Here is a 17,879-nt window from a genome sequence, read left to right as displayed (position 1 = left end):
CTAACTCAGCTTGTAAGTCAATATATACCGAACTTTAATTAAACTAATCTACTGAAATTGTTTTTCTAAAAATTAGTCCATAGTATTTTTAACTTCTAAAAAAGAAATCATTACTTGCTATTAGAATCATGAAATTAATCAACTATATTAACATTTAAAACTTTAATAGATCATCCAAAAAATGTTCATTTTATCATTAAATAAATGTTCATTTAATGTCCGTTTTCCCTATTGACCATTTTTTTGAGATTATTTATTACTAACTAAATGAGAAACGATTAGGTCACCGTGAAAACGACCATTTTCTATAAATATTTCGTTTGCATTGTTTCCAGCAGCAATCACCCCTGCAATATAAATGCCTTCAATATTTGTTTCCATCGTTTCTGGATTGAATAATGGTCTTCCTGTTAGATCATCTACTTTTACGCCCATACTTTTAATTAATGTATGATCAGGATGGTATCCTGTCATGGCATAGACAAAGTCATTCTCAATCTCAACTATTTGTCCTTCTTTTTCGTATACTACTGATGATTCTTTTATTTCAAGTAGATTTGCGTTAAATTCCATTTTAATTGTTTCAGAACGGACAAGTGCCTCGAATTCTGGTAGAACCCATGGTTTAATACTTGGTGAATACGAACTGCCTCTATAAAGTACCGTTACATCTGCCCCACACTTTTCTAGTTCTAGTGCTGCGTCAACACTTGAGTTTTTCCCACCAATAACGACTACCTTCTGATTAAAATGTTTATGACCTTCAAAAAAGTAATGGGAAACTTTATTAAGCTGTTCACCAGGTGTTAATAAATAGTTTGGTTGGTCATAATAACCAGTTGCTACAATAACAGCTTTCGCTTCATAACGTTTTTCTTCACCGTTTATTGTAACTGATTCGATGATAAAATCACTTTTCTTATTAACCGTTTTTACCTCTTCAAAAGCATTAATTTTTATTTTATTTCGTTTAACAACGTCACGGTAATATGCTAGAGCTTGGTGTTTTTTTGGTTTTCTACCTTCAATAATAAATGGAATATTTCCCACTTCTAATTTTTCACTTGTACTAAAAAATGTTTGATGCGTTGGAAATCGACTGAGGGTATGAACTATATTCCCTTTTTCGATTATTAATGCAGTAATCCCCTTATTTTTTAATGCAAGATAAGCTGCAATACCACATGGTCCTCCGCCAATGATTAGAACTTCAACTTTTTCCATTTGAAACATCTCCAATAAACTAGAGTCTTAGTTATATTTACTATTACTATTTTACGTAAAATATTCAATTTGTCTAATAATAGCTAATCAAAAAAAACAAGATGGATATTCTCCACCTTGTTTTTATCAACAAATATACTCTTATACCCAGCCTCTGAATCGGCTAGCTTCAGCCATTTTACGCGCGCCAACCATATAAGCAGCTAATCGCATATTTACTTTTCTATTTACACTTGTTTCATAAATATTATTAAATGAACGTACCATAACTTTTTCTAATCGATCTTCTACTTCTTCTTCAGTCCAGTAGTAACCTTGGTTATTCTGTACCCATTCAAAGTAAGAAACAGTTACACCACCAGCACTAGCTAATACGTCTGGAACTAATAAAATTCCACGCTCTGTTAAGATCTTAGTAGCTTCAAGTGTTGTTGGTCCGTTTGCAGCTTCAACTACAATATTTGCTTTAATATTATGAGCATTATCTTTTGTAATTTGATTTTCAATCGCTGCTGGAACTAAGATATCACAATCTAATTCTAATAATTCTTTATTGGAAATTGTATTATTAAATAGTTTAGTAATTGTACCAAAGCTATCTCTACGATCTAATAAATAATCAATGTCTAAGCCGTTTGGATCATGAAGTGCACCATAAGCATCAGAAATACCAATAACTTTTGCACCAGCATCATGCATGAATTTCGCTAAGAAGCTACCTGCATTACCAAATCCTTGGATAACAACTCGTGCACCTTCTAAGTTAATTCCTCTACGCTTTGCTGCTTCACGAATTACAATTGTTACACCTTTAGCAGTAGCTGTTTCACGGCCGTGAGATCCACCTAATACTAATGGTTTACCTGTAATAAAACCAGGTGAGTTAAATTCATCTATTCTAGAATATTCATCCATCATCCAAGCCATGATTTGTGAGTTTGTAAATACGTCTGGAGCTGGAATATCTTTAGTTGGTCCTACGATCTGACTAATTGCACGAACATAACCGCGACTAAGTCTTTCTAACTCACGGAATGACATATCACGTGGATCACAAACGATTCCACCTTTACCTCCACCATATGGTAAATCTACAATTCCACATTTTAAGCTCATCCAGATTGAAAGGGCTTTAACTTCATTTTCTGTTACATTTGGATGGAAACGGATACCACCTTTTGTTGGTCCTACCGCATCATTATGTTGAGCTCTGTAACCAGTGAAAATTTTCACTTGTCCATCATCCATGCGAACTGGAATTTTTACAGTCATCATACGAACTGGTTCTTTTAAAAGTTCATACATTTCATTTGAATATCCTAATTTTTCTAACGCTTCTTTAATAACTACTTGTGTAGGCGCTAGTACATCTAATTGTTCTTCAGTGTTGCTATTTTTCTCTGTAGATTTCTCGGCAACCATTGTAAACCCCCTAGAAATTTGAACTATGAAAAGATTCATTCATTCTGAAATTAGTATACAACTTTCCATCCCTTTTTGAAAGTTATAAACACATAGAAAACAAAATATAATATCCGTTTAATGTAAGCGTTTTCTAAGGTCATTATACTCCTATTTCCAAAATTTGAAAAGAAAAGAATATGAAGAAATACAATATATTAATAAAAAATTTACAAAAGTAAAACCTCTCGTAATAAATTACTGAGAGGCTTTATTTTTAACGAAATAAAAATGCAGTTGTTCAATAGCATTTTCTGAGATAAGTTCTTTACCATATTCAATAATACGATAAATAGTTCTTGTAGAAGGATTACCATATTCAGCTAAAATCGCATAAAATGTTTCACGATCTAGTCTTCCTATTTCATTCTCCTCGAACTTTAAGTAAAACGTATTTTCAAAAGAGAATAATCTCCCACCTAAAGCATCACATGAAACCAATTTTTCAGAAAGTAGGATTAGATCATCTAAAGTAGAAAACTCGTACAATATATGTTCACTTTCATCTAGGATTACTTCCATTGAGATAAAATCGTCTTGAAATTCGTCTTCCTCTTCTTCAATTTCATCGGATTTTGTTACAATTACAACCATTCCTTGAGCTTGAAGAGAGAAAACTTCAACGGATACTTTTCCATCTACTTCGAAACCTAGTTCTACGCTAGCTTCATGCATCATATCTTGAAAAAGCTGTTGAACTTTTGGTGCATTGTACCATAAGTCTTCTTTTGTCAGACCACGTTCAGATAAATCATCAGATGTAAGAAAAACTTTTATTTTATTGTAGTTCAACCGTTCCAACCTCATGAACTAGCCTCCTTGCTGCATTTACCATAGTACAGTTTATGTTTTTATATAATTTTGGTGATTCTAAAGTCAAAATTCATTTATAATTAAAATTCTGCTTTAACCACTCATCCCAGTTCGATTGTTGACTACCAATATAAAATTCCTGTATTGAATCCATAATTGGGCTCTCACAAGTTGAAACTGCGTGTCCACCAATTCCAATAATGATATCAGGTTTTATTTTTTTGATTATGATGGCTAGATCAATTGTTTTCTTTAAATTCTCTCTTAAAGTACAAGTCATGATAAATCCAGCTGGATTCACTTCATTTATTACTTGTTCAACATCATTTGAATCAATTGATGCTCCTAAATAAATAACTTGAAAACCGATTCTTCTTAAATAAATCGTAAAAATTAATAAACCTAATTCATGTTTTTCTTCTGGTCCACAAACTGCGATTAACTTTGGCAAATGTTTATTGTTAGGTAAATTTTGATAAATCATCCCTAATCTCGTTCTCAAAAAGGATGTTGCAAAATGTTCATGGGCACTTGTAATTTCACCATTACGACATTTATCACCTATTAGTATGAAAACCTTAGAAATAATTTTAAATAATACTTTATCTACAGAAAAAAGACTAAAAGCGTCATTCACATAATTGTGGGCTTCACTTTCTTCAAAAGATAATAGTGAAGAAACAATTCGATTTACTAACGCATCTGATTGAAGATTTTCCGTTAGAGAGCGATCATTAGATGATTTATGCTCTTTTGCTTCGTATAAATTAATTGCTTGTCCAATAGTAAACCCTTCATTAACTTTTTGAACGAGCCATTTTAAAATATAAACATGTTCTTCTGTATATAATCGATGGCCAGCATCATTTCGTACAGGACTTATAATATTATATCTTCTTTCCCAAGCTCTTAATGTACCTGGTAAAATCCCAACAATGTTAGAAATTGCTTTAATATTGTACTTTCCTATTTGGGCCAATTTTCTTTCCTCCTGCATGTAAACAACAAACACTTATTTCATAACTTCAAAATTCAAAACTGTTATTGTGTTTTGTTTGCGAATTCCCTTATTGTTATGTAGCTCCAAATATACCATTTTCTGATTTCGATTTACATTTAATTGACTTCTTTCAAACAGATAAACTTGAATACTTTCAAAATTACTACTATTACTATCCATAACTTCAGTATAGCTTGATAAAATACTAAAATCATCTTCATAACGCTCTTCAAGTGCAAAGTCTAATTGATCTCTCTTTGTTTTCACATCATCTAAACCAATAATCGAAAATTTAGTACCATTTTCAGTTTCAAATGAAGCACTTTTATTTTCTAAAATTGTAACTTTACAATCTAGTAATAATGCATTTAGATCCCTATAGTTGCCACTATAGTCAACATCATTCCACAAAAAATAGACAGGAGCAATAGTAGATAAATACTGGATGTTTTCATCTTTATATTTTTTTGACTTCTTTTTTGAGTAACCACTTAAAAGAATTAACGTATTAGGATTGCAAACTTTTTCAATCTCACTCAATTTAAAAGGAATATCGCCTATATTTGGAATCCATATAAACTGAATGGACTGTAATGAAACATCTAAATGTTTTATTTTAATTTTTTTATTTATAATTTCTAGCTTATTTTTTCGATTAATCAAAAGAATAATTGCTACAATTACTATGAGTCCGATCAATGATAATAATTTTATTTTAATTTCCCCCTTGTTTCTTAACCCATCAACAAAGTAAATGTCAGCTTAATTCTCTATTTTTACTTCATTTTTAAAAATCAATTTATCTATTTCTTTTTTTCATTATACAAAAACTAGTAGAAATTGAAAAATTTTAAACAACAAAAAAACTTATATCCATTAATACAAAATGGGCATAAGTTTTTAATTTGAGTGAAATATGGTTTAATCGTTCCAAAAGTCTATTTTCGTATACGCAAAATAATATCATTTATGAGTAAGTAGTAAGATAAAATAGCAAAAACCGGTTTAACAATATTAGTGTTTAACTGTTGAATTTTCTATTTCATTCGTAACAGATACAATTCTAAGACCAAGCTCTTCAAATTTACGTAAAATTTTATCGATATTTTTATTATCATCTATTTTTAAGACAATTCTTCTTAATAAATGATCTTTTGAATCAAAAGTTACGAGCGAAATTATATTAATCCTAAAATGGTGAAGATAATCAAGTGATCTTGCTAATTGACCTTCCTTCTCCATACTTGTCATTGAAATTCTTATTCCTCGACAGTCCTTTCCTAGAACTTCTTGAAAAATCTCAATTACATCATATCTTATCACTAGTCCAACAAAATTTCTCTCATCATCAACTACCGCAATTGATGGATATTTTTTTAACGAATTCATTGTATCTTCAAATGGCTCATCTGTTTTAACACAAATTGTTTGGTGTGTAGCTATTTCACCTATCTTGAGATTCTTAACATATTCTTCTTTAGGTAATTTACTAAAAAAGCATCTTTTAAAAATCTCTGCTTGTGAAATCATTCCAACATATTTATTTCCTGATAATACAGGAACACTATCAATTTGCTTTTCCAATAGGAGATTAATTGCACATTCTACAGTATCATTTGATTGAATTGTAATTACTTGATGGTTATGAAGCATTCGATGTTTCGCTAACATACTTTAACACTCCCCTTCCCTCTATTTATAACATAGATAAGAAGGATTCAATCAAAGCAATTTTGTCTAGATTTCGAATTTCAATTCCCTATTTAACATTATTTATCCACATCAACATTTAATGGGATTTTTAATATCTGGCCTGGCGTCACTTCGATCCCATTTAAATGATTTGCATCTTGAATAATTTCTTCCCCATCACGATTACCATAATATTTCATTGAAATAGTAAATAATGTTTCTCCTCTTTGAACTTCGTGATTAACCTCTTCCACTCCTACAGATTCACTTGAATCTGATTTGGGTTTTACTACATTTTTCATCTCATTTTTGATTGGAGCTTTTTTCTGAGATTCATTCTTATTTTGGTTTTTTAAATGATTGGTAGCAGTTAATTCAACTTTTTCAAATTTATTTGAAGGAATGATTAAGCTTCCTTTTTCAGTAAAAATTTTATCGTATTTACTATGTACAAACTTCACTACTCCAAATGGTAGCATGATAAAGATTATGACTAAAGCAGTGATTAAAGGATACTTTATTTTCCACCAAGGTCTTCGTTGATCCTCTTTTATTTTCATTGTTTCACTTCTTGGTGGAAGATTTAACAAATCAACAGCTTTATTTTGATCATTTATTTTCTTATTTTTAAATTTCTTATTTTTATTCTTTCGACTTAAGTCAGCTATACTATTAGTCTGAAACTCATTTTTCATTCTTTGTCTTCACTTTCCAAACTTAATTTCATATACATTCCTAAAACATAATCTAAGATAAAATGTGCGATAAATACTATAACAATATTATTTGTCTTCAAATACAAATAACCTAAGAAAAAACTTTCAATTAATACAATTGTAAGTAAAATCGGTTTTTTCACATATCGAAAATGAACTAAAGCGAATACAACTGATGCAATAATTAGTCCAAATTTTGCTTGAATAAATCCTCTAAAAAATAATTCTTCTGATAATGCGATTAAGATACAAAGTATTGTCATTTCAGGAACTGAAAGTGACGTAAAGAATCTTTTATTAAATCCACCATCATCCAACAAACGCTCGGGGATCATATAATTTAATAAAATATTAAATAGGACGAGTGAAAATCCAGCACCGAATCCATATATATATGTTTTATAACTTTTAAATAAATGTAAATCATCTATAAATTTTTCTGTACCAATAAAAAAAGCAATACATAAAATAGCGATTACTAAAATGATTAACTGCGTACCATATACGCTTTTCTTCAAATAGTTAACTGGAATTTCTTGTTGGTTTAATTCGCTTTCCATATAGATTCCTCACAGCCCCAATTTATTTCTTAATTCTTGTTCCCATGAAAGTACATTAGTTTTTTCAAATTTCTCATGATCATTTGAGCAGTACTCTTCAAACGATAAACCACAAATGTTACAACAATTTATTGGTCTCTGTTCTAACATTTCATCAAAAAGTAAAAGATATTTTTCACGATAACAAGTGGATGAAGATAGAAAATCGATCATCGCTTTGAGTTTTAAATATTTTACTTTTTTTCGCTCCGAAATTAACTCTTTAATCGATTCTAATAAGTCATGATTTATTTTTTCTAAATATAACGTATCATCTACGATTACAGTATATTTAAGCATTTCAGAATGCAGCGTCGTCCACTGTATTTCACTAAATTGAAAAACTGCTTTCCAATTATTCACGAGTGTTTCAGACAATTTAATCGGATTTTCTTCGAATCTTTTTAAATAGGCTAGAAAAGACTCAACTTGATTTACAGAAAGGATTTCGTCATCAATTAGCCTTAGTGGTAACTCATGATCCTCTTCACAAACAAGTAGTATTGCTATACTTGGCTGACCATCTCGGCCGGCTCGTCCAATTTCTTGAAGATAATTCTCTATATTTGAAGGATACTGATAATGAATGACAAACCTTACGTTTGGCTTATTGATCCCCATACCAAAAGCACTAGTACAAACTATGATATCTATTTGATTTTGAATAAATTGTTGTTGAATTAAAATTCTTTGTTCATGCTCCATTCCACCATGATAATAAGCGACTTTGCAATTTAACTTTTCTCTTATGGTATGTGAAATTTTCTCGCATGCAGCTCTTGTACCACAATAAACGATGCCTGGACCTGTTAATTTAGAAAGATGGTCAGTTAAAGAATTGATTTTTTCTATTTCCGAATCTACTTTTTCAATTTGAATTGCTATGTTCTCTCTATTAACAGAATTGATATATTTTTGAACATGTTTTAACTGTAAAGTTTCAATTATTTCTTCCCGCACATTTTTGCTAGCTGTAGCGGTTAAAGCTAAAACCGTCGGATTATTCAATTTACGCTTTATTTCCCCTAAAGTTTTATATTCTGGTCTAAAATCATGCCCCCACTGTGATATACAATGTGCTTCATCAACAACAAATAACGAAATTCTAGACGTAGAAAGCTTGTGAATTAAAAATTGGTTTTGTAACATTTCAGGCGAAACGAAAATAAACTTATAACTGCTAATATTATTAAATAAATATTTTTTTTGCTCAAAACTTCTAAAGCTATTAAGTGCAATAACTCGTTTATCTCCAAATGCTTTAATCTGCTCTACTTGATCCTCCATAAGAGAAAGTAATGGTGAAACGATTACTACAACGCCTGGCAATAGTAGGCCTGTTAATTGATATAATAATGATTTCCCCCCACCTGTAGGAAGCATTGCTAAAACATCCTTCGAGTTTAACAAATCATGAATAATTTCTTTTTGGTTATTTCGAAAACTTGAATAACCGAATTTTTCGTATAGAAGTTTATTTAGGTCCATGTAAATCACCCATTCTTGCAAGAGTAATACGAATTTGAAAATATGTTACCTCATTTAATAAAGCTTCTTTAATAATTTTTAATTTCCTTGTATTTAGTTCAATAATTTTATTTTTTATTAAAGTAAATTGCTTTGTTGTAATAAATTGATTAATTGGAAATAATTTATCACCTAATACACACTCAACTATATGATCCTCTATTGTACTAATCTTTAACTGACGAATCTTTGCTATTTCTTGAATTGTTTTACCTTCAGTAAATAATCGTTTTGTTTCAATAGACGTATTCGTAATATTAGTACTTTTAGCACCAATAACAAATTTACTTAATAAAGGATAATGATTGTTTGGTTCAAGTAAAATAGTGATCATATGATGCAATGTATTAATCGAATTGAGATAAATTTTTTCAACACTCACTTTGTGTTCTAATGCAATTTGTTCAAAAGTCATGCCATAAGTATTTGCTCCAGATAATCGTTTCACAAATAGTAATGCGTCTTCGTCACTAATATTTTCTAAAATTGTATGCAATTCTTTGTAAAATTGATTAACTAATTCGTTTTTATTCACAGGAAAATTAAGAATCTCATTTTTTACCCATTCTTGTATATCTTGGTCTTGAATAACTGCCCTAAAATATTTTAAATTCATATTCAGATTGGACACCGTTTGAAAAAATAATGAAAATCTTTTCCAAAATATCTTTTGAATACTAGAAAATTTTAGTCCGTTTAAAAATGTATATTCCATAAACTGTAATTTTTGATTTGCTAGATAAGCTTGACCATTTTTATTTAACAAATAGATATTCTTATTTTCAGACTGACCTATATACCCTTTAACCTCTAACCCATTTATAATTTCTTGCATATTCTGATGAGTAAGGAAATGAAAAAGTCCGAAAAATGATGTGACTTGATAAAAATGAGAATCTTGAATAATTTGAGCACTTTGTTTTCCTTTTAATAAATACAGTATACCTTGGATTGTTCGTTCACCATTATATCGATGAAGTAAAAAAAGGATGATTTCTTCCAATATTGATAGCTTAAACATCATAAACCTCTCAAATAAAATTATTCCATTAATATATTTAAATATTTTTTCGAATAATAATTAGTAGTACAAAAATATTTGTGCATTTTTTCTAAATAGTTTTTATTTCTTCTAGCTTATCATATGTATCAATAACCAAACCATTTTAAACATATAAAAATCATTATTTATTTTATTTGAGGTTTCATCATTTCTCGTTTTTTTCAAAACCTTGTACAATTATATTGAAAAGTTTTGGAAACCGTTTTAAAATGTTTACAGGTACATTACAAAAATAGTATCTGTAACATAAACAGGGAATAATTTGGGAGGTCAATACAATGGCAAAATATACAATCGTTGATAAAGACACTTGTATCGCATGTGGCGCTTGTGGCGCAGCTGCACCTGATATCTATGACTATGATGATGAAGGGATCGCATACGTTACTCTAGATGATAACCAAGGAATCGTTGAAATTCCGGACGTTTTAGTTGATGACATGATGGATGCATTTGAAGGATGCCCAACAGACTCAATCAAAGTTGCTGACGAAGCATTCGATGGCGACGCTTTAAAATTCGAATAGTAAAAACTGCGGCGAAGTTATTTCGTCGCTTTTTTATTTATAAAAAAAAAACACGAGCTATCCGTATTGCTCGTGTTTTTTAATATGCGCCTTGAATTAGTTCATTAAGAAAATGTTATAGAAACATTCATTTTTGTCTTCTGTTTTGAGCCACGATATTTTTGAATTCGATCAAAACATACATAAGACAGTGTGCCAAATTGTTGTGATGAGGCTAATTATTTCCTTATTTTACATATTCAGAATTATCTAATAAATTGCTATAATAAATAAAACATCATGAGAGGATGAACAGCATGGAACAGATGACAGTTACCGAGAAAAAGACGTTTTTAAACAAGTTGTTAGAGAAAAAACAGGTAAAAAAAGACATCGAATTGATATTACAATTTCTCCTTGCTGTTGATGATGTACTTACAAACATCTCGTTTGTAGAGGATGCAAAGAGTACACCAAATGGCATTGTCTTTAATTTTCGAAAGGATAACAACTCCCACCCTCCGTTTTCTTATTATGAAAATAATAAGAGAGTCGATCTTTCGTCGGAATCGATTTACCATAAACTTCGCTTGCATGGGAAGGAAACAAAGTTTTATCTTGAGTTGATATTTGATGTGATGCCGATCGAGTACGCTTTGATCTTAGATACTAATCCGTTTTCGACAACTACCATTGAATCAAATGAGGAAGTTCAAGCAGAAATCGATGCGTTTCTTTCATCGCTTGTAGCTCAAACTTCGCATAAACTTCTGATATGTCAAATCGACAAAGCACTTGATGAACGCAATGAACAACTGTTTCTTTTGTTAACTTCCCTGTTAAAAAATTAACAACTAAAACCATCTATCATTCGATAGATGGTTCTCTTTTTTTCTCCTATAAAATAAATATGATCTTTTCATTCAAATTAGGTACATAAAACAAAAAGTGTCTACCAAAATTTAGTAGACACTTTCATTTATTTATACGTTATGGACATTCATTCTTTGAGTTAACCAAACCTTTAATTTAGGGTAGATAACTAAGAATAAGATCATGATTAATAAACCTTTAATTGCATTAAATGGCATAATTGACGCAACAATTACTTCATTTGGTAGGTTAAAATTCATGAAATGTGCATATGCAGGTAATAACACAAAATAATTTAAAAGACTTAATATTCCAGTCATCACTACTGTACCAACAATTAATCCAAGAGTTAACCCTTTTACTGAACGATATTTTCTAAAGAAATACGACGCAGGTAAAATGTATAATACTCCCGCACTAAAATTAGCAAATTCTCCAATCGGTACACCAGTCATACTACCATTAATAACATAATGAAGGATGTTTTTTATTAACTCTATTCCTATTCCTGCTACAGGACCAAAAACAATTGCTCCTATTAATGCTGGAACGTCACTAAAATCAATTGTAAGCCAAACTGGAAATGCAGGAAGTGGAAAGTACAGCATCATGAGTACATAAGAAATACTGCTAAGCATTGCCACTATCACCATTTTATTTACTTTGTTGCGTTGTTGCATATTACCTCTCTCCTTTTTCCCGATCATATCAAGAAAAATGAAAGGTTCGCTTAAGTTGCGTTATTATTTGCACAGATTATAATAAGGCCGAAATAATAATGAAAAATAGTATAAAATTATGCAAATAAAATAAAATCCCCTATTTTTTTCGAAATAGGGGAGAATTTTTCAGCACGCCAAATAAGCGTTCAAAAAGAAAAAATTTTTGAACTTGCGAACCTCCATCTTCTCCCATCCAGACTATACTGTCGGCTCTAGAATCGCACTAGATCCTGCCCAAAAAATCAGGCTCGCGGGCTTATAAGCAATGCTTAATTACCGCCGGTGGGGAATTTCGCCCCGCCCCGAAGATAGATCGTTTATTAAATTACAGTTTAATGTTACTAAATTAAATACAGTTTGTAAATAAAAATCTCCGACTAATCATTTAAAGCATTACTTAGGTTTTCTTGACAAAAACTTACTAACGACTCATCCCCTTGATCGTTTGCATATAACAACAGAACAACTGTTGTAAAGACAGCTCTAAACTGTGCAAGTTTCTTTGACGCTTCCGATACATTACCATAAATCTCAAAAAACTTCCCTCTCATATCGTTCGGAATTAAACTATAAACAATGGATAAATCTAATTCACGATTACCAATATGAGCATCACCCCAATCAATAATTCCTTTAAGTTGGTTTTGTTCATTAACAATCATATTCTTAAAATGTAAATCACCATGAACAAGAACTAAAGTTGTCTCACTTTTAATTTCAACTAAGCTTTCAATAAAATGATTAAGTTTCTGTTCATCTTCAATTAGATTCTTCTGTATTGCCTGTTGAATATATTTTTTAGCCTGAGGTTTACGGAAGTTTATATCTAATCTCTTCAATTCATCATACGGTAGATTTATACCCTTTAATTCATCGAAATTTATTGAATGTAAATTTTTCAAGAAATTCGCGATTGGTTCAATCATTAATATTCTATCAGTTCTATTTAAATAAATTGGAGGTTTTCCTGCAATAAAATTATATCCTAAAAATGGCCAAGGAAATAATTCAGATGGCTTTCCATCGAGTATTGGTACCGTTGTCTTCAATTCAAAATGATTAAATATAATTGGGAGTAACTTTCTTTCAACATTTAAAATTTCTACAGCTATTTCTCTTCGTGGAAATCTTAGTAAAATTTCATCGTTTAAACAAAAAACTGTATTATCAAACCCTTCGCCAATTTTTTTTATTCCGTTTATTTTTATATTTGGAAATTGGATCTTTATTATTTCTTTCGCTATTTCGTCTTCCATTACAATTGCTGGATCCCATAAATTAGTCATTTTTTTCTCCTTAAAATTAAAAATAGAACTTCACATATAAATGTACTTTACCAAATTTATTAGTAAATTACATTTACATTAGAAGTTCTACAACTAATCTGTGCTTCAACCCTTATTATTAAACTTATAAATTTAATTTAAACGGCTAAGGATTTGAAACAATTTTTAATTCATGAAAATTTTTATCTAATATTATATCCTTTAATTTCTCTCGATTTCCACCGATAAATAAAAGACCAATCGTTAAAACAAACACAACAATCAACAAACATCTCCTAAGAAAATCAAACATTATTTGCCTCCTATCTAAAGAAATGTGAAAAGTGTTTAATCAGTCAAATAACTCGAGGACTGACCTTTAGTAATTTAGAAATAAATTGGACTAAGCGCTTAAATCAGACCCTAACTCTTTTTTATGTATATTACTTAAGATGAATTGAGCAATTCTAAAATATAAACGCCAAGAAGTACTTTTACTAAAACATACACTCAAACATTCTATGATAGAAAAAACTTATTTATACAAAAAAATAGCGATTGATTAGAAAAATTTAACTATTCAATCGCTATTTTTCTTATTTATTTTTTATCAGTTCGAAATACGATTGCTCCTCGTTCGTATTCAACATCCTTAATATTTAAACGTGTGTTGATTACCCTTGCAAGTGCAAAGAAATAATCAGATAGTCGATTTAAATATAAAAATACTGGAAGATGAATATTTTCTTGCTTCATTAATGTTACGACTGTTCTTTCTGCACGTCTCGTTACCGCTCTTGCTTGATGAATGATTGCAGCAGGTTTTGACCCACCTGGTAAAATAAAACGCTGTAATGGGGGAGTTGCTTCCATATATTCATCAATTAATGTTTCAAGCTCTTCTACCATTTTCTCTGTCGTTTTAAAAGGGATGCTATCCTTTACTACTGCCAAATCTCCACCGCAATCAAATAGTTCATGTTGGATCTTTTGAAGTGAATTGTAAATATCTCTTGTATCTTCATGATCTAAATATGTCATTGCGTACCCAACGATTGTATTTACTTCGTCAATTGTCCCGTAAGATTCTACCCTTAAATCATCTTTATCTACTCGTTTACCTACTAAGCTAGTCTGACCTTTATCCCCAGTTTTTGTATAAATTTTCATGAAAAACCTCTCCTTTTTTCAATATTAATTTACAATACATTACTTTTATAAATAATAACCTTTTTATTTGTTTCGGGATTATCTAATATTTGAAATGATGTGTCATATAAACCTTTTAATAAATCTTCACTTAAAACTGAGTCTGTATTTCCTTCGATATAAATTTTTCCGTCCTTTAATCCTAATAATCGATCACAATAAAGACTTGCTAAATTTAAGTCATGAAAAACAGTTACAATCGTTTTATTCTCTTGTTTTTGTAATTCCTTTAAAACGTCTAAAATTTTAATAGTATGCATTAAATCTAGATGGTTACTTGGTTCGTCTAAAAAAATATATGGTGTTTCCTGAGCGAAGCATTGAGCAAGAAATACTCTTTGACGCTCACCACCACTAATTTCATTTATGAAGCTTTTTTCCATCTTCTCTGTACCAGTCATCATCATTGCATTATTGACAGCAGTTTCATCGATTGTGGACCAGCTAGGAAAAAAGGAAGTCGAATGAGCCAGACGTCCAAGTTTAACTGTTTCTTTTACCTCATAAGAATATGTATAGGAATTTTGTTGTGATAAAACAGCAATCTTTTTTGCTATTTCTTTATTAGACATATTAGTAACAAATTCTCCATCCAACATTACATTTCCTTTAGTCGGCTTAAAAAGTCCACAAAGAATATTTAAAAACGTTGACTTTCCACTCCCATTTGGACCAATAATTCCTAGCCATTCTCCTTGATTAATCGAATAAGACAGTTCATCCAAATCAGTATGAATTCCATCATATGAATATGAGATATCTTGACATTTGATCATACTTTTCCCCTATTTCTTTTCAAAGATAGTAAAATAAAAGCAAATATTGGAGCACCAATTAAAGATGTAATTACCCCAATTGGTAATTCTCTAGGAGCTAGAACAATCCTAGATAGAATGTCAGATCCTATTAAAAATATTGCTCCATTGATCATTGATAATGGGAGTAATTTTTTATGTAATGGCCCTACAAGTGTTCTAGTAAAATGCGGAACAACTAATCCTACAAATCCAATTGTTCCAGAAACAGCTACTGCTGCACCAGATAAAATACTACCTGTTAACAAAATTAAATAAGTGGACTTTTTCACATCAATTCCGATATGTTTTGCATTTGTACTACCAAATGTCATCGCATCTAACTGCCTATTTTGACTAAATAAAATAAAAAAAGAAACGATTAAAAACGGTAATAAACTTAGAGAGTATTGGATGCCTCTACCACTGATATTGCCCATTAACCATCCAATTACTGCTCGTAATTCATTATTTGAAAATGTAATAAATAATGATAATAAGGCAGAACAAAATGAACTGATTATGATACCACCTAATATTATTGTCTCTACATTTAGGGATCGATCTAGTTTTCTAACAAATAGTAGTAATAAGATGAGTGTGCCAAACCCAAATAATATACTAACAACAGGCAATGTGAAATAAGTTACAAAAGGCAAGCTTATTTGGAAAAACAAAACTACAACAGCTCCAACAGATGCACCTGAAGAAACACCTAATGTAAAAGGATCAGCTAATGGATTTTTAAGTATACCTTGAAATGCAACACCTGCCAAAGAAAGGCACGCACCGACTAATCCAGCTAACAAAACCCTTGGTACTCTTATATTCATGACAATTGTTTGAATATCAGTTGGAACATAATCTGTTTTAAATAGAGCATCCGAAAAGCTAGAAATAATCGAAGAAAAGGGAATCGATGTAGACCCTATCGAAACCCCTAAAATAAATAAAAAGATTAATAAGATAATTGGAATTAAAAAGATTGAATATGTATTATTTATAAAGCTCTGGGTAAACCGCCTTTGCAATTGCTTCGACTCCCTCTGCAAGTCTTGGACCAGGTCTAGATGTTGTATCTGAATTAACATCATATACACGGTGATTTTTAATTGCGTTTACTGTTTGCCAGTTTTTTCTAGCCATTACAGTTTTTTCTAGATTTGGTACATAATATCCATAAGTTGTTAAAATCACATCAGGATTCGCTTTAATCGCTGATTCCTCACTATACTTTACCCAACCTTTTTCACTTTCAGCTACGTTTTTAGCATGTACAATCGAAAGCATTTCATCTAGGAACGTACCTTTACCTGCTGTATATATTTCTGGTGGTCCTGATATTTCAAGCCAAACCTTTGGATTTGTAGTTGCTTTAGCTGTTTTTTTGCTAATTTCATCTAATTTTGTTTTCATACCTGTTACAACTTTTTTCGATTGCTCAGTTTTTCCAGTTATTTCTCCAACTTGTTGAATTGTATCATACACATCATTAATAGTTGCAGCATTTTTTACGACAAAAACATTAATCCCAGCTTGTTTTATCTGTTCTAAACCGTCAGCAGAAATTCCTAAACTTGATTCATGTGCTAAAACTAAATCAGGTTTTAATGAAATAATTTTTTCAACATTATATGTCATATCAGCATTATTTCCGCCAACTTTATCAATTGATTTTACTTCTTTTGGATAATTGTCAAAATCCGTTACCCCTACTACATCCTTGCCATCACCAATAGAAAACAAGATTTCTGTATTACTAGGTATAAGTGATACTATTCTTTTAGGTGCCTCTTTAAAGCTAACTTCTTTGTTCGTTGCATCTTTTACAGTCATTGGAAAAGTTGCTTGTTCACTCTTACTTACATTCGATTTTTTTTGTGTTGTATCATTATTACAACCAAATAATCCTAAACACAATAACATAATGATCAAACTTGATAAAAACTTCTTCATTTAAATCCTCCTAATAATTTGGAAAGCATAAAAAAACCCCATTCGTTTTGAACGGGGCTGAAACAACATATTTATACAAGAAGTCTTGCAACTGCTGCTTCAAATTCTTACTCCCCGAAGAATTGAACAAGGATGAATTTAGCAGGTCTACTGACTTTGCTTCAACCTACTCCGACCTTCCCATTCATAAAGAACAGTGGCTATTCGTTTCGTCCACATTACAGTTGCGGGGACAGTTCTGGATTATACCAGATTCCCTTTTAAGCAATACTTGCACTAAACTCATCAATATTTCATTAATTCAATCGTAAGATAAATTGGGTAAGAATTCAATTATTTTATTTATATGTTTATTATTTTACTAACCTTTGATATGTTTTTTTGTGTGTTTAGCAGAGTTTTTGTCTCTAAACTTAATGGAAATATGTTTTATATGAAACAAGATTACTCTACATCTTT

Annotated in this window: 19 protein-coding genes and 2 riboswitches; of the genes, 2 read left to right on the top strand and 17 right to left on the bottom strand. The window is 30.6% G+C overall.

Annotated features, from left to right (window positions below; genetic code table 11):
* Positions 1-249 precede the first annotated feature (249 nt).
* The 10 genes from BM319_RS00980 to BM319_RS00935 form a co-directional block, all read right to left on the bottom strand.
* Positions 250-1,224, bottom strand: a complete 975-nt coding sequence (locus BM319_RS00980) for a YpdA family putative bacillithiol disulfide reductase (RefSeq protein ID WP_069031853.1) — start codon at positions 1,222-1,224, stop codon at positions 250-252.
* Between the two features lie 141 nt (positions 1,225-1,365).
* Positions 1,366-2,646, bottom strand: a complete 1,281-nt coding sequence (locus BM319_RS00975; protein ID WP_091021084.1) for a Glu/Leu/Phe/Val family dehydrogenase — start codon at positions 2,644-2,646, stop codon at positions 1,366-1,368.
* A gap of 237 nt (positions 2,647-2,883) precedes the next feature.
* Complete coding sequence (locus tag BM319_RS00970) at positions 2,884-3,492, bottom strand: genetic competence negative regulator (RefSeq protein ID WP_025672362.1); 609 nt, start codon at positions 3,490-3,492, stop codon at positions 2,884-2,886.
* A 76-nt stretch (positions 3,493-3,568) separates the two neighbouring features.
* Complete coding sequence (locus BM319_RS00965) at positions 3,569-4,477, bottom strand: MerR family transcriptional regulator (protein ID WP_091021083.1); 909 nt, start codon at positions 4,475-4,477, stop codon at positions 3,569-3,571.
* A 33-nt stretch (positions 4,478-4,510) separates the two neighbouring features.
* Entirely contained in the window at positions 4,511-5,161 is a 651-nt protein-coding gene (locus BM319_RS00960) for a hypothetical protein (protein WP_139226462.1), read from the bottom strand.
* 351 nt (positions 5,162-5,512) lie between these two features.
* A complete protein-coding gene (locus BM319_RS00955) occupies positions 5,513-6,169 on the bottom strand; it encodes a CBS domain-containing protein (RefSeq protein WP_069031849.1) in 657 nt (218 codons plus the stop codon).
* Between the two features lie 98 nt (positions 6,170-6,267).
* On the bottom strand, positions 6,268-6,885 hold the full coding sequence (locus tag BM319_RS00950) for a LysM peptidoglycan-binding domain-containing protein (RefSeq protein ID WP_069031848.1): 618 nt from the start codon (positions 6,883-6,885) through the stop codon (positions 6,268-6,270).
* A complete protein-coding gene (locus tag BM319_RS00945) occupies positions 6,882-7,466 on the bottom strand; it encodes a CPBP family intramembrane glutamic endopeptidase (RefSeq protein WP_069031847.1) in 585 nt (194 codons plus the stop codon). The genes BM319_RS00950 and BM319_RS00945 overlap by 4 nt, the downstream gene beginning before the upstream one ends.
* Before the next feature lie 9 nt (positions 7,467-7,475).
* Positions 7,476-8,993, bottom strand: coding sequence for a RecQ family ATP-dependent DNA helicase (locus BM319_RS00940; RefSeq protein WP_069031846.1), 1,518 nt, complete (start codon positions 8,991-8,993; stop codon positions 7,476-7,478).
* A complete protein-coding gene (locus tag BM319_RS00935) occupies positions 8,980-10,053 on the bottom strand; it encodes a YpbB family protein (RefSeq protein WP_069031845.1) in 1,074 nt (357 codons plus the stop codon). The genes BM319_RS00940 and BM319_RS00935 overlap by 14 nt, the downstream gene beginning before the upstream one ends.
* Positions 10,054-10,373: 320 nt before the next feature.
* Here BM319_RS00935 and BM319_RS00930 point away from each other — a divergent pair, with 320 nt between their 5' ends.
* Both BM319_RS00930 and BM319_RS00925 read left to right on the top strand, forming a co-directional pair.
* Positions 10,374-10,622, top strand: coding sequence for a ferredoxin (locus tag BM319_RS00930; RefSeq protein ID WP_025672247.1), 249 nt, complete (start codon positions 10,374-10,376; stop codon positions 10,620-10,622).
* Between the two features lie 296 nt (positions 10,623-10,918).
* Complete coding sequence (locus BM319_RS00925; protein WP_175495531.1) at positions 10,919-11,452, top strand: YpiB family protein; 534 nt, start codon at positions 10,919-10,921, stop codon at positions 11,450-11,452.
* Between the two features lie 132 nt (positions 11,453-11,584).
* Here the strand turns inward: BM319_RS00925 and BM319_RS00920 are convergent, their stop codons facing one another.
* The 7 genes from BM319_RS00920 to BM319_RS00895 all read right to left on the bottom strand — a co-directional run bounded on the left by BM319_RS00920 (position 11,585) and on the right by BM319_RS00895 (position 17,420).
* The gene (locus tag BM319_RS00920) at positions 11,585-12,154 is read right to left on the bottom strand and encodes an ECF transporter S component (RefSeq protein ID WP_091021081.1); all 570 of its coding nucleotides are present in this window, start codon (positions 12,152-12,154) and stop codon (positions 11,585-11,587) included.
* A gap of 219 nt (positions 12,155-12,373) precedes the next feature.
* Positions 12,374-12,510, bottom strand: a riboswitch (FMN riboswitch).
* Between the two features lie 63 nt (positions 12,511-12,573).
* On the bottom strand, positions 12,574-13,482 hold the full coding sequence (locus BM319_RS00915; RefSeq protein ID WP_091021080.1) for a phosphotransferase: 909 nt from the start codon (positions 13,480-13,482) through the stop codon (positions 12,574-12,576).
* Positions 13,483-13,627: 145 nt separating this feature from the next.
* A complete protein-coding gene (locus tag BM319_RS24485; protein ID WP_175403423.1) occupies positions 13,628-13,774 on the bottom strand; it encodes a hypothetical protein in 147 nt (48 codons plus the stop codon).
* A gap of 287 nt (positions 13,775-14,061) precedes the next feature.
* A complete protein-coding gene (locus BM319_RS00910; RefSeq protein ID WP_069031841.1) occupies positions 14,062-14,631 on the bottom strand; it encodes a cob(I)yrinic acid a,c-diamide adenosyltransferase in 570 nt (189 codons plus the stop codon).
* Between the two features lie 29 nt (positions 14,632-14,660).
* The gene (locus BM319_RS00905) at positions 14,661-15,446 is read right to left on the bottom strand and encodes an ABC transporter ATP-binding protein (RefSeq protein ID WP_091021079.1); all 786 of its coding nucleotides are present in this window, start codon (positions 15,444-15,446) and stop codon (positions 14,661-14,663) included.
* Positions 15,443-16,495, bottom strand: a complete 1,053-nt coding sequence (locus BM319_RS00900; RefSeq protein ID WP_069031839.1) for a FecCD family ABC transporter permease — start codon at positions 16,493-16,495, stop codon at positions 15,443-15,445. Before BM319_RS00900 ends, BM319_RS00905 begins: the two co-directional genes overlap by 4 nt.
* Entirely contained in the window at positions 16,461-17,420 is a 960-nt protein-coding gene (locus tag BM319_RS00895) for an ABC transporter substrate-binding protein (protein WP_091021078.1), read from the bottom strand. The genes BM319_RS00900 and BM319_RS00895 overlap by 35 nt, the downstream gene beginning before the upstream one ends.
* 123 nt (positions 17,421-17,543) lie before the next feature.
* Positions 17,544-17,716: riboswitch (cobalamin riboswitch) on the bottom strand.
* Positions 17,717-17,879 lie beyond the last annotated feature (163 nt).

Origin of the sequence: Bacillus sp. UNCCL81 (genome assembly GCF_900112535.1) — a bacterium.
GTDB lineage: Bacteria > Bacillota > Bacilli > Bacillales > Bacillaceae_G > Gottfriedia > Gottfriedia luciferensis_B.
This window is presented reverse-complemented; position numbering and strand designations above follow the sequence as displayed.

Coding starts and splice junctions, on each gene's coding strand:
- BM319_RS24485 (WP_175403423.1), bottom strand. CDS start 13,774: ATGTTTGATTTTCTTAGGAGATGTTTGTTGATTGTTGTGTTTGTTTTA.
- BM319_RS00950 (WP_069031848.1), bottom strand. CDS start 6,885: ATGAAAAATGAGTTTCAGACTAATAGTATAGCTGACTTAAGTCGAAAG.
- BM319_RS00905 (WP_091021079.1), bottom strand. CDS start 15,446: ATGATCAAATGTCAAGATATCTCATATTCATATGATGGAATTCATACT.
- BM319_RS00940 (WP_069031846.1), bottom strand. CDS start 8,993: ATGGACCTAAATAAACTTCTATACGAAAAATTCGGTTATTCAAGTTTT.
- BM319_RS00910 (WP_069031841.1), bottom strand. CDS start 14,631: ATGAAAATTTATACAAAAACTGGGGATAAAGGTCAGACTAGCTTAGTA.
- BM319_RS00920 (WP_091021081.1), bottom strand. CDS start 12,154: ATGCAACAACGCAACAAAGTAAATAAAATGGTGATAGTGGCAATGCTT.
- BM319_RS00945 (WP_069031847.1), bottom strand. CDS start 7,466: ATGGAAAGCGAATTAAACCAACAAGAAATTCCAGTTAACTATTTGAAG.
- BM319_RS00915 (WP_091021080.1), bottom strand. CDS start 13,482: ATGACTAATTTATGGGATCCAGCAATTGTAATGGAAGACGAAATAGCG.
- BM319_RS00930 (WP_025672247.1), top strand. CDS start 10,374: ATGGCAAAATATACAATCGTTGATAAAGACACTTGTATCGCATGTGGC.
- BM319_RS00975 (WP_091021084.1), bottom strand. CDS start 2,646: ATGGTTGCCGAGAAATCTACAGAGAAAAATAGCAACACTGAAGAACAA.
- BM319_RS00925 (WP_175495531.1), top strand. CDS start 10,919: ATGGAACAGATGACAGTTACCGAGAAAAAGACGTTTTTAAACAAGTTG.
- BM319_RS00895 (WP_091021078.1), bottom strand. CDS start 17,420: ATGAAGAAGTTTTTATCAAGTTTGATCATTATGTTATTGTGTTTAGGA.
- BM319_RS00935 (WP_069031845.1), bottom strand. CDS start 10,053: ATGTTTAAGCTATCAATATTGGAAGAAATCATCCTTTTTTTACTTCAT.
- BM319_RS00955 (WP_069031849.1), bottom strand. CDS start 6,169: ATGTTAGCGAAACATCGAATGCTTCATAACCATCAAGTAATTACAATT.
- BM319_RS00970 (WP_025672362.1), bottom strand. CDS start 3,492: ATGAGGTTGGAACGGTTGAACTACAATAAAATAAAAGTTTTTCTTACA.
- BM319_RS00980 (WP_069031853.1), bottom strand. CDS start 1,224: ATGGAAAAAGTTGAAGTTCTAATCATTGGCGGAGGACCATGTGGTATT.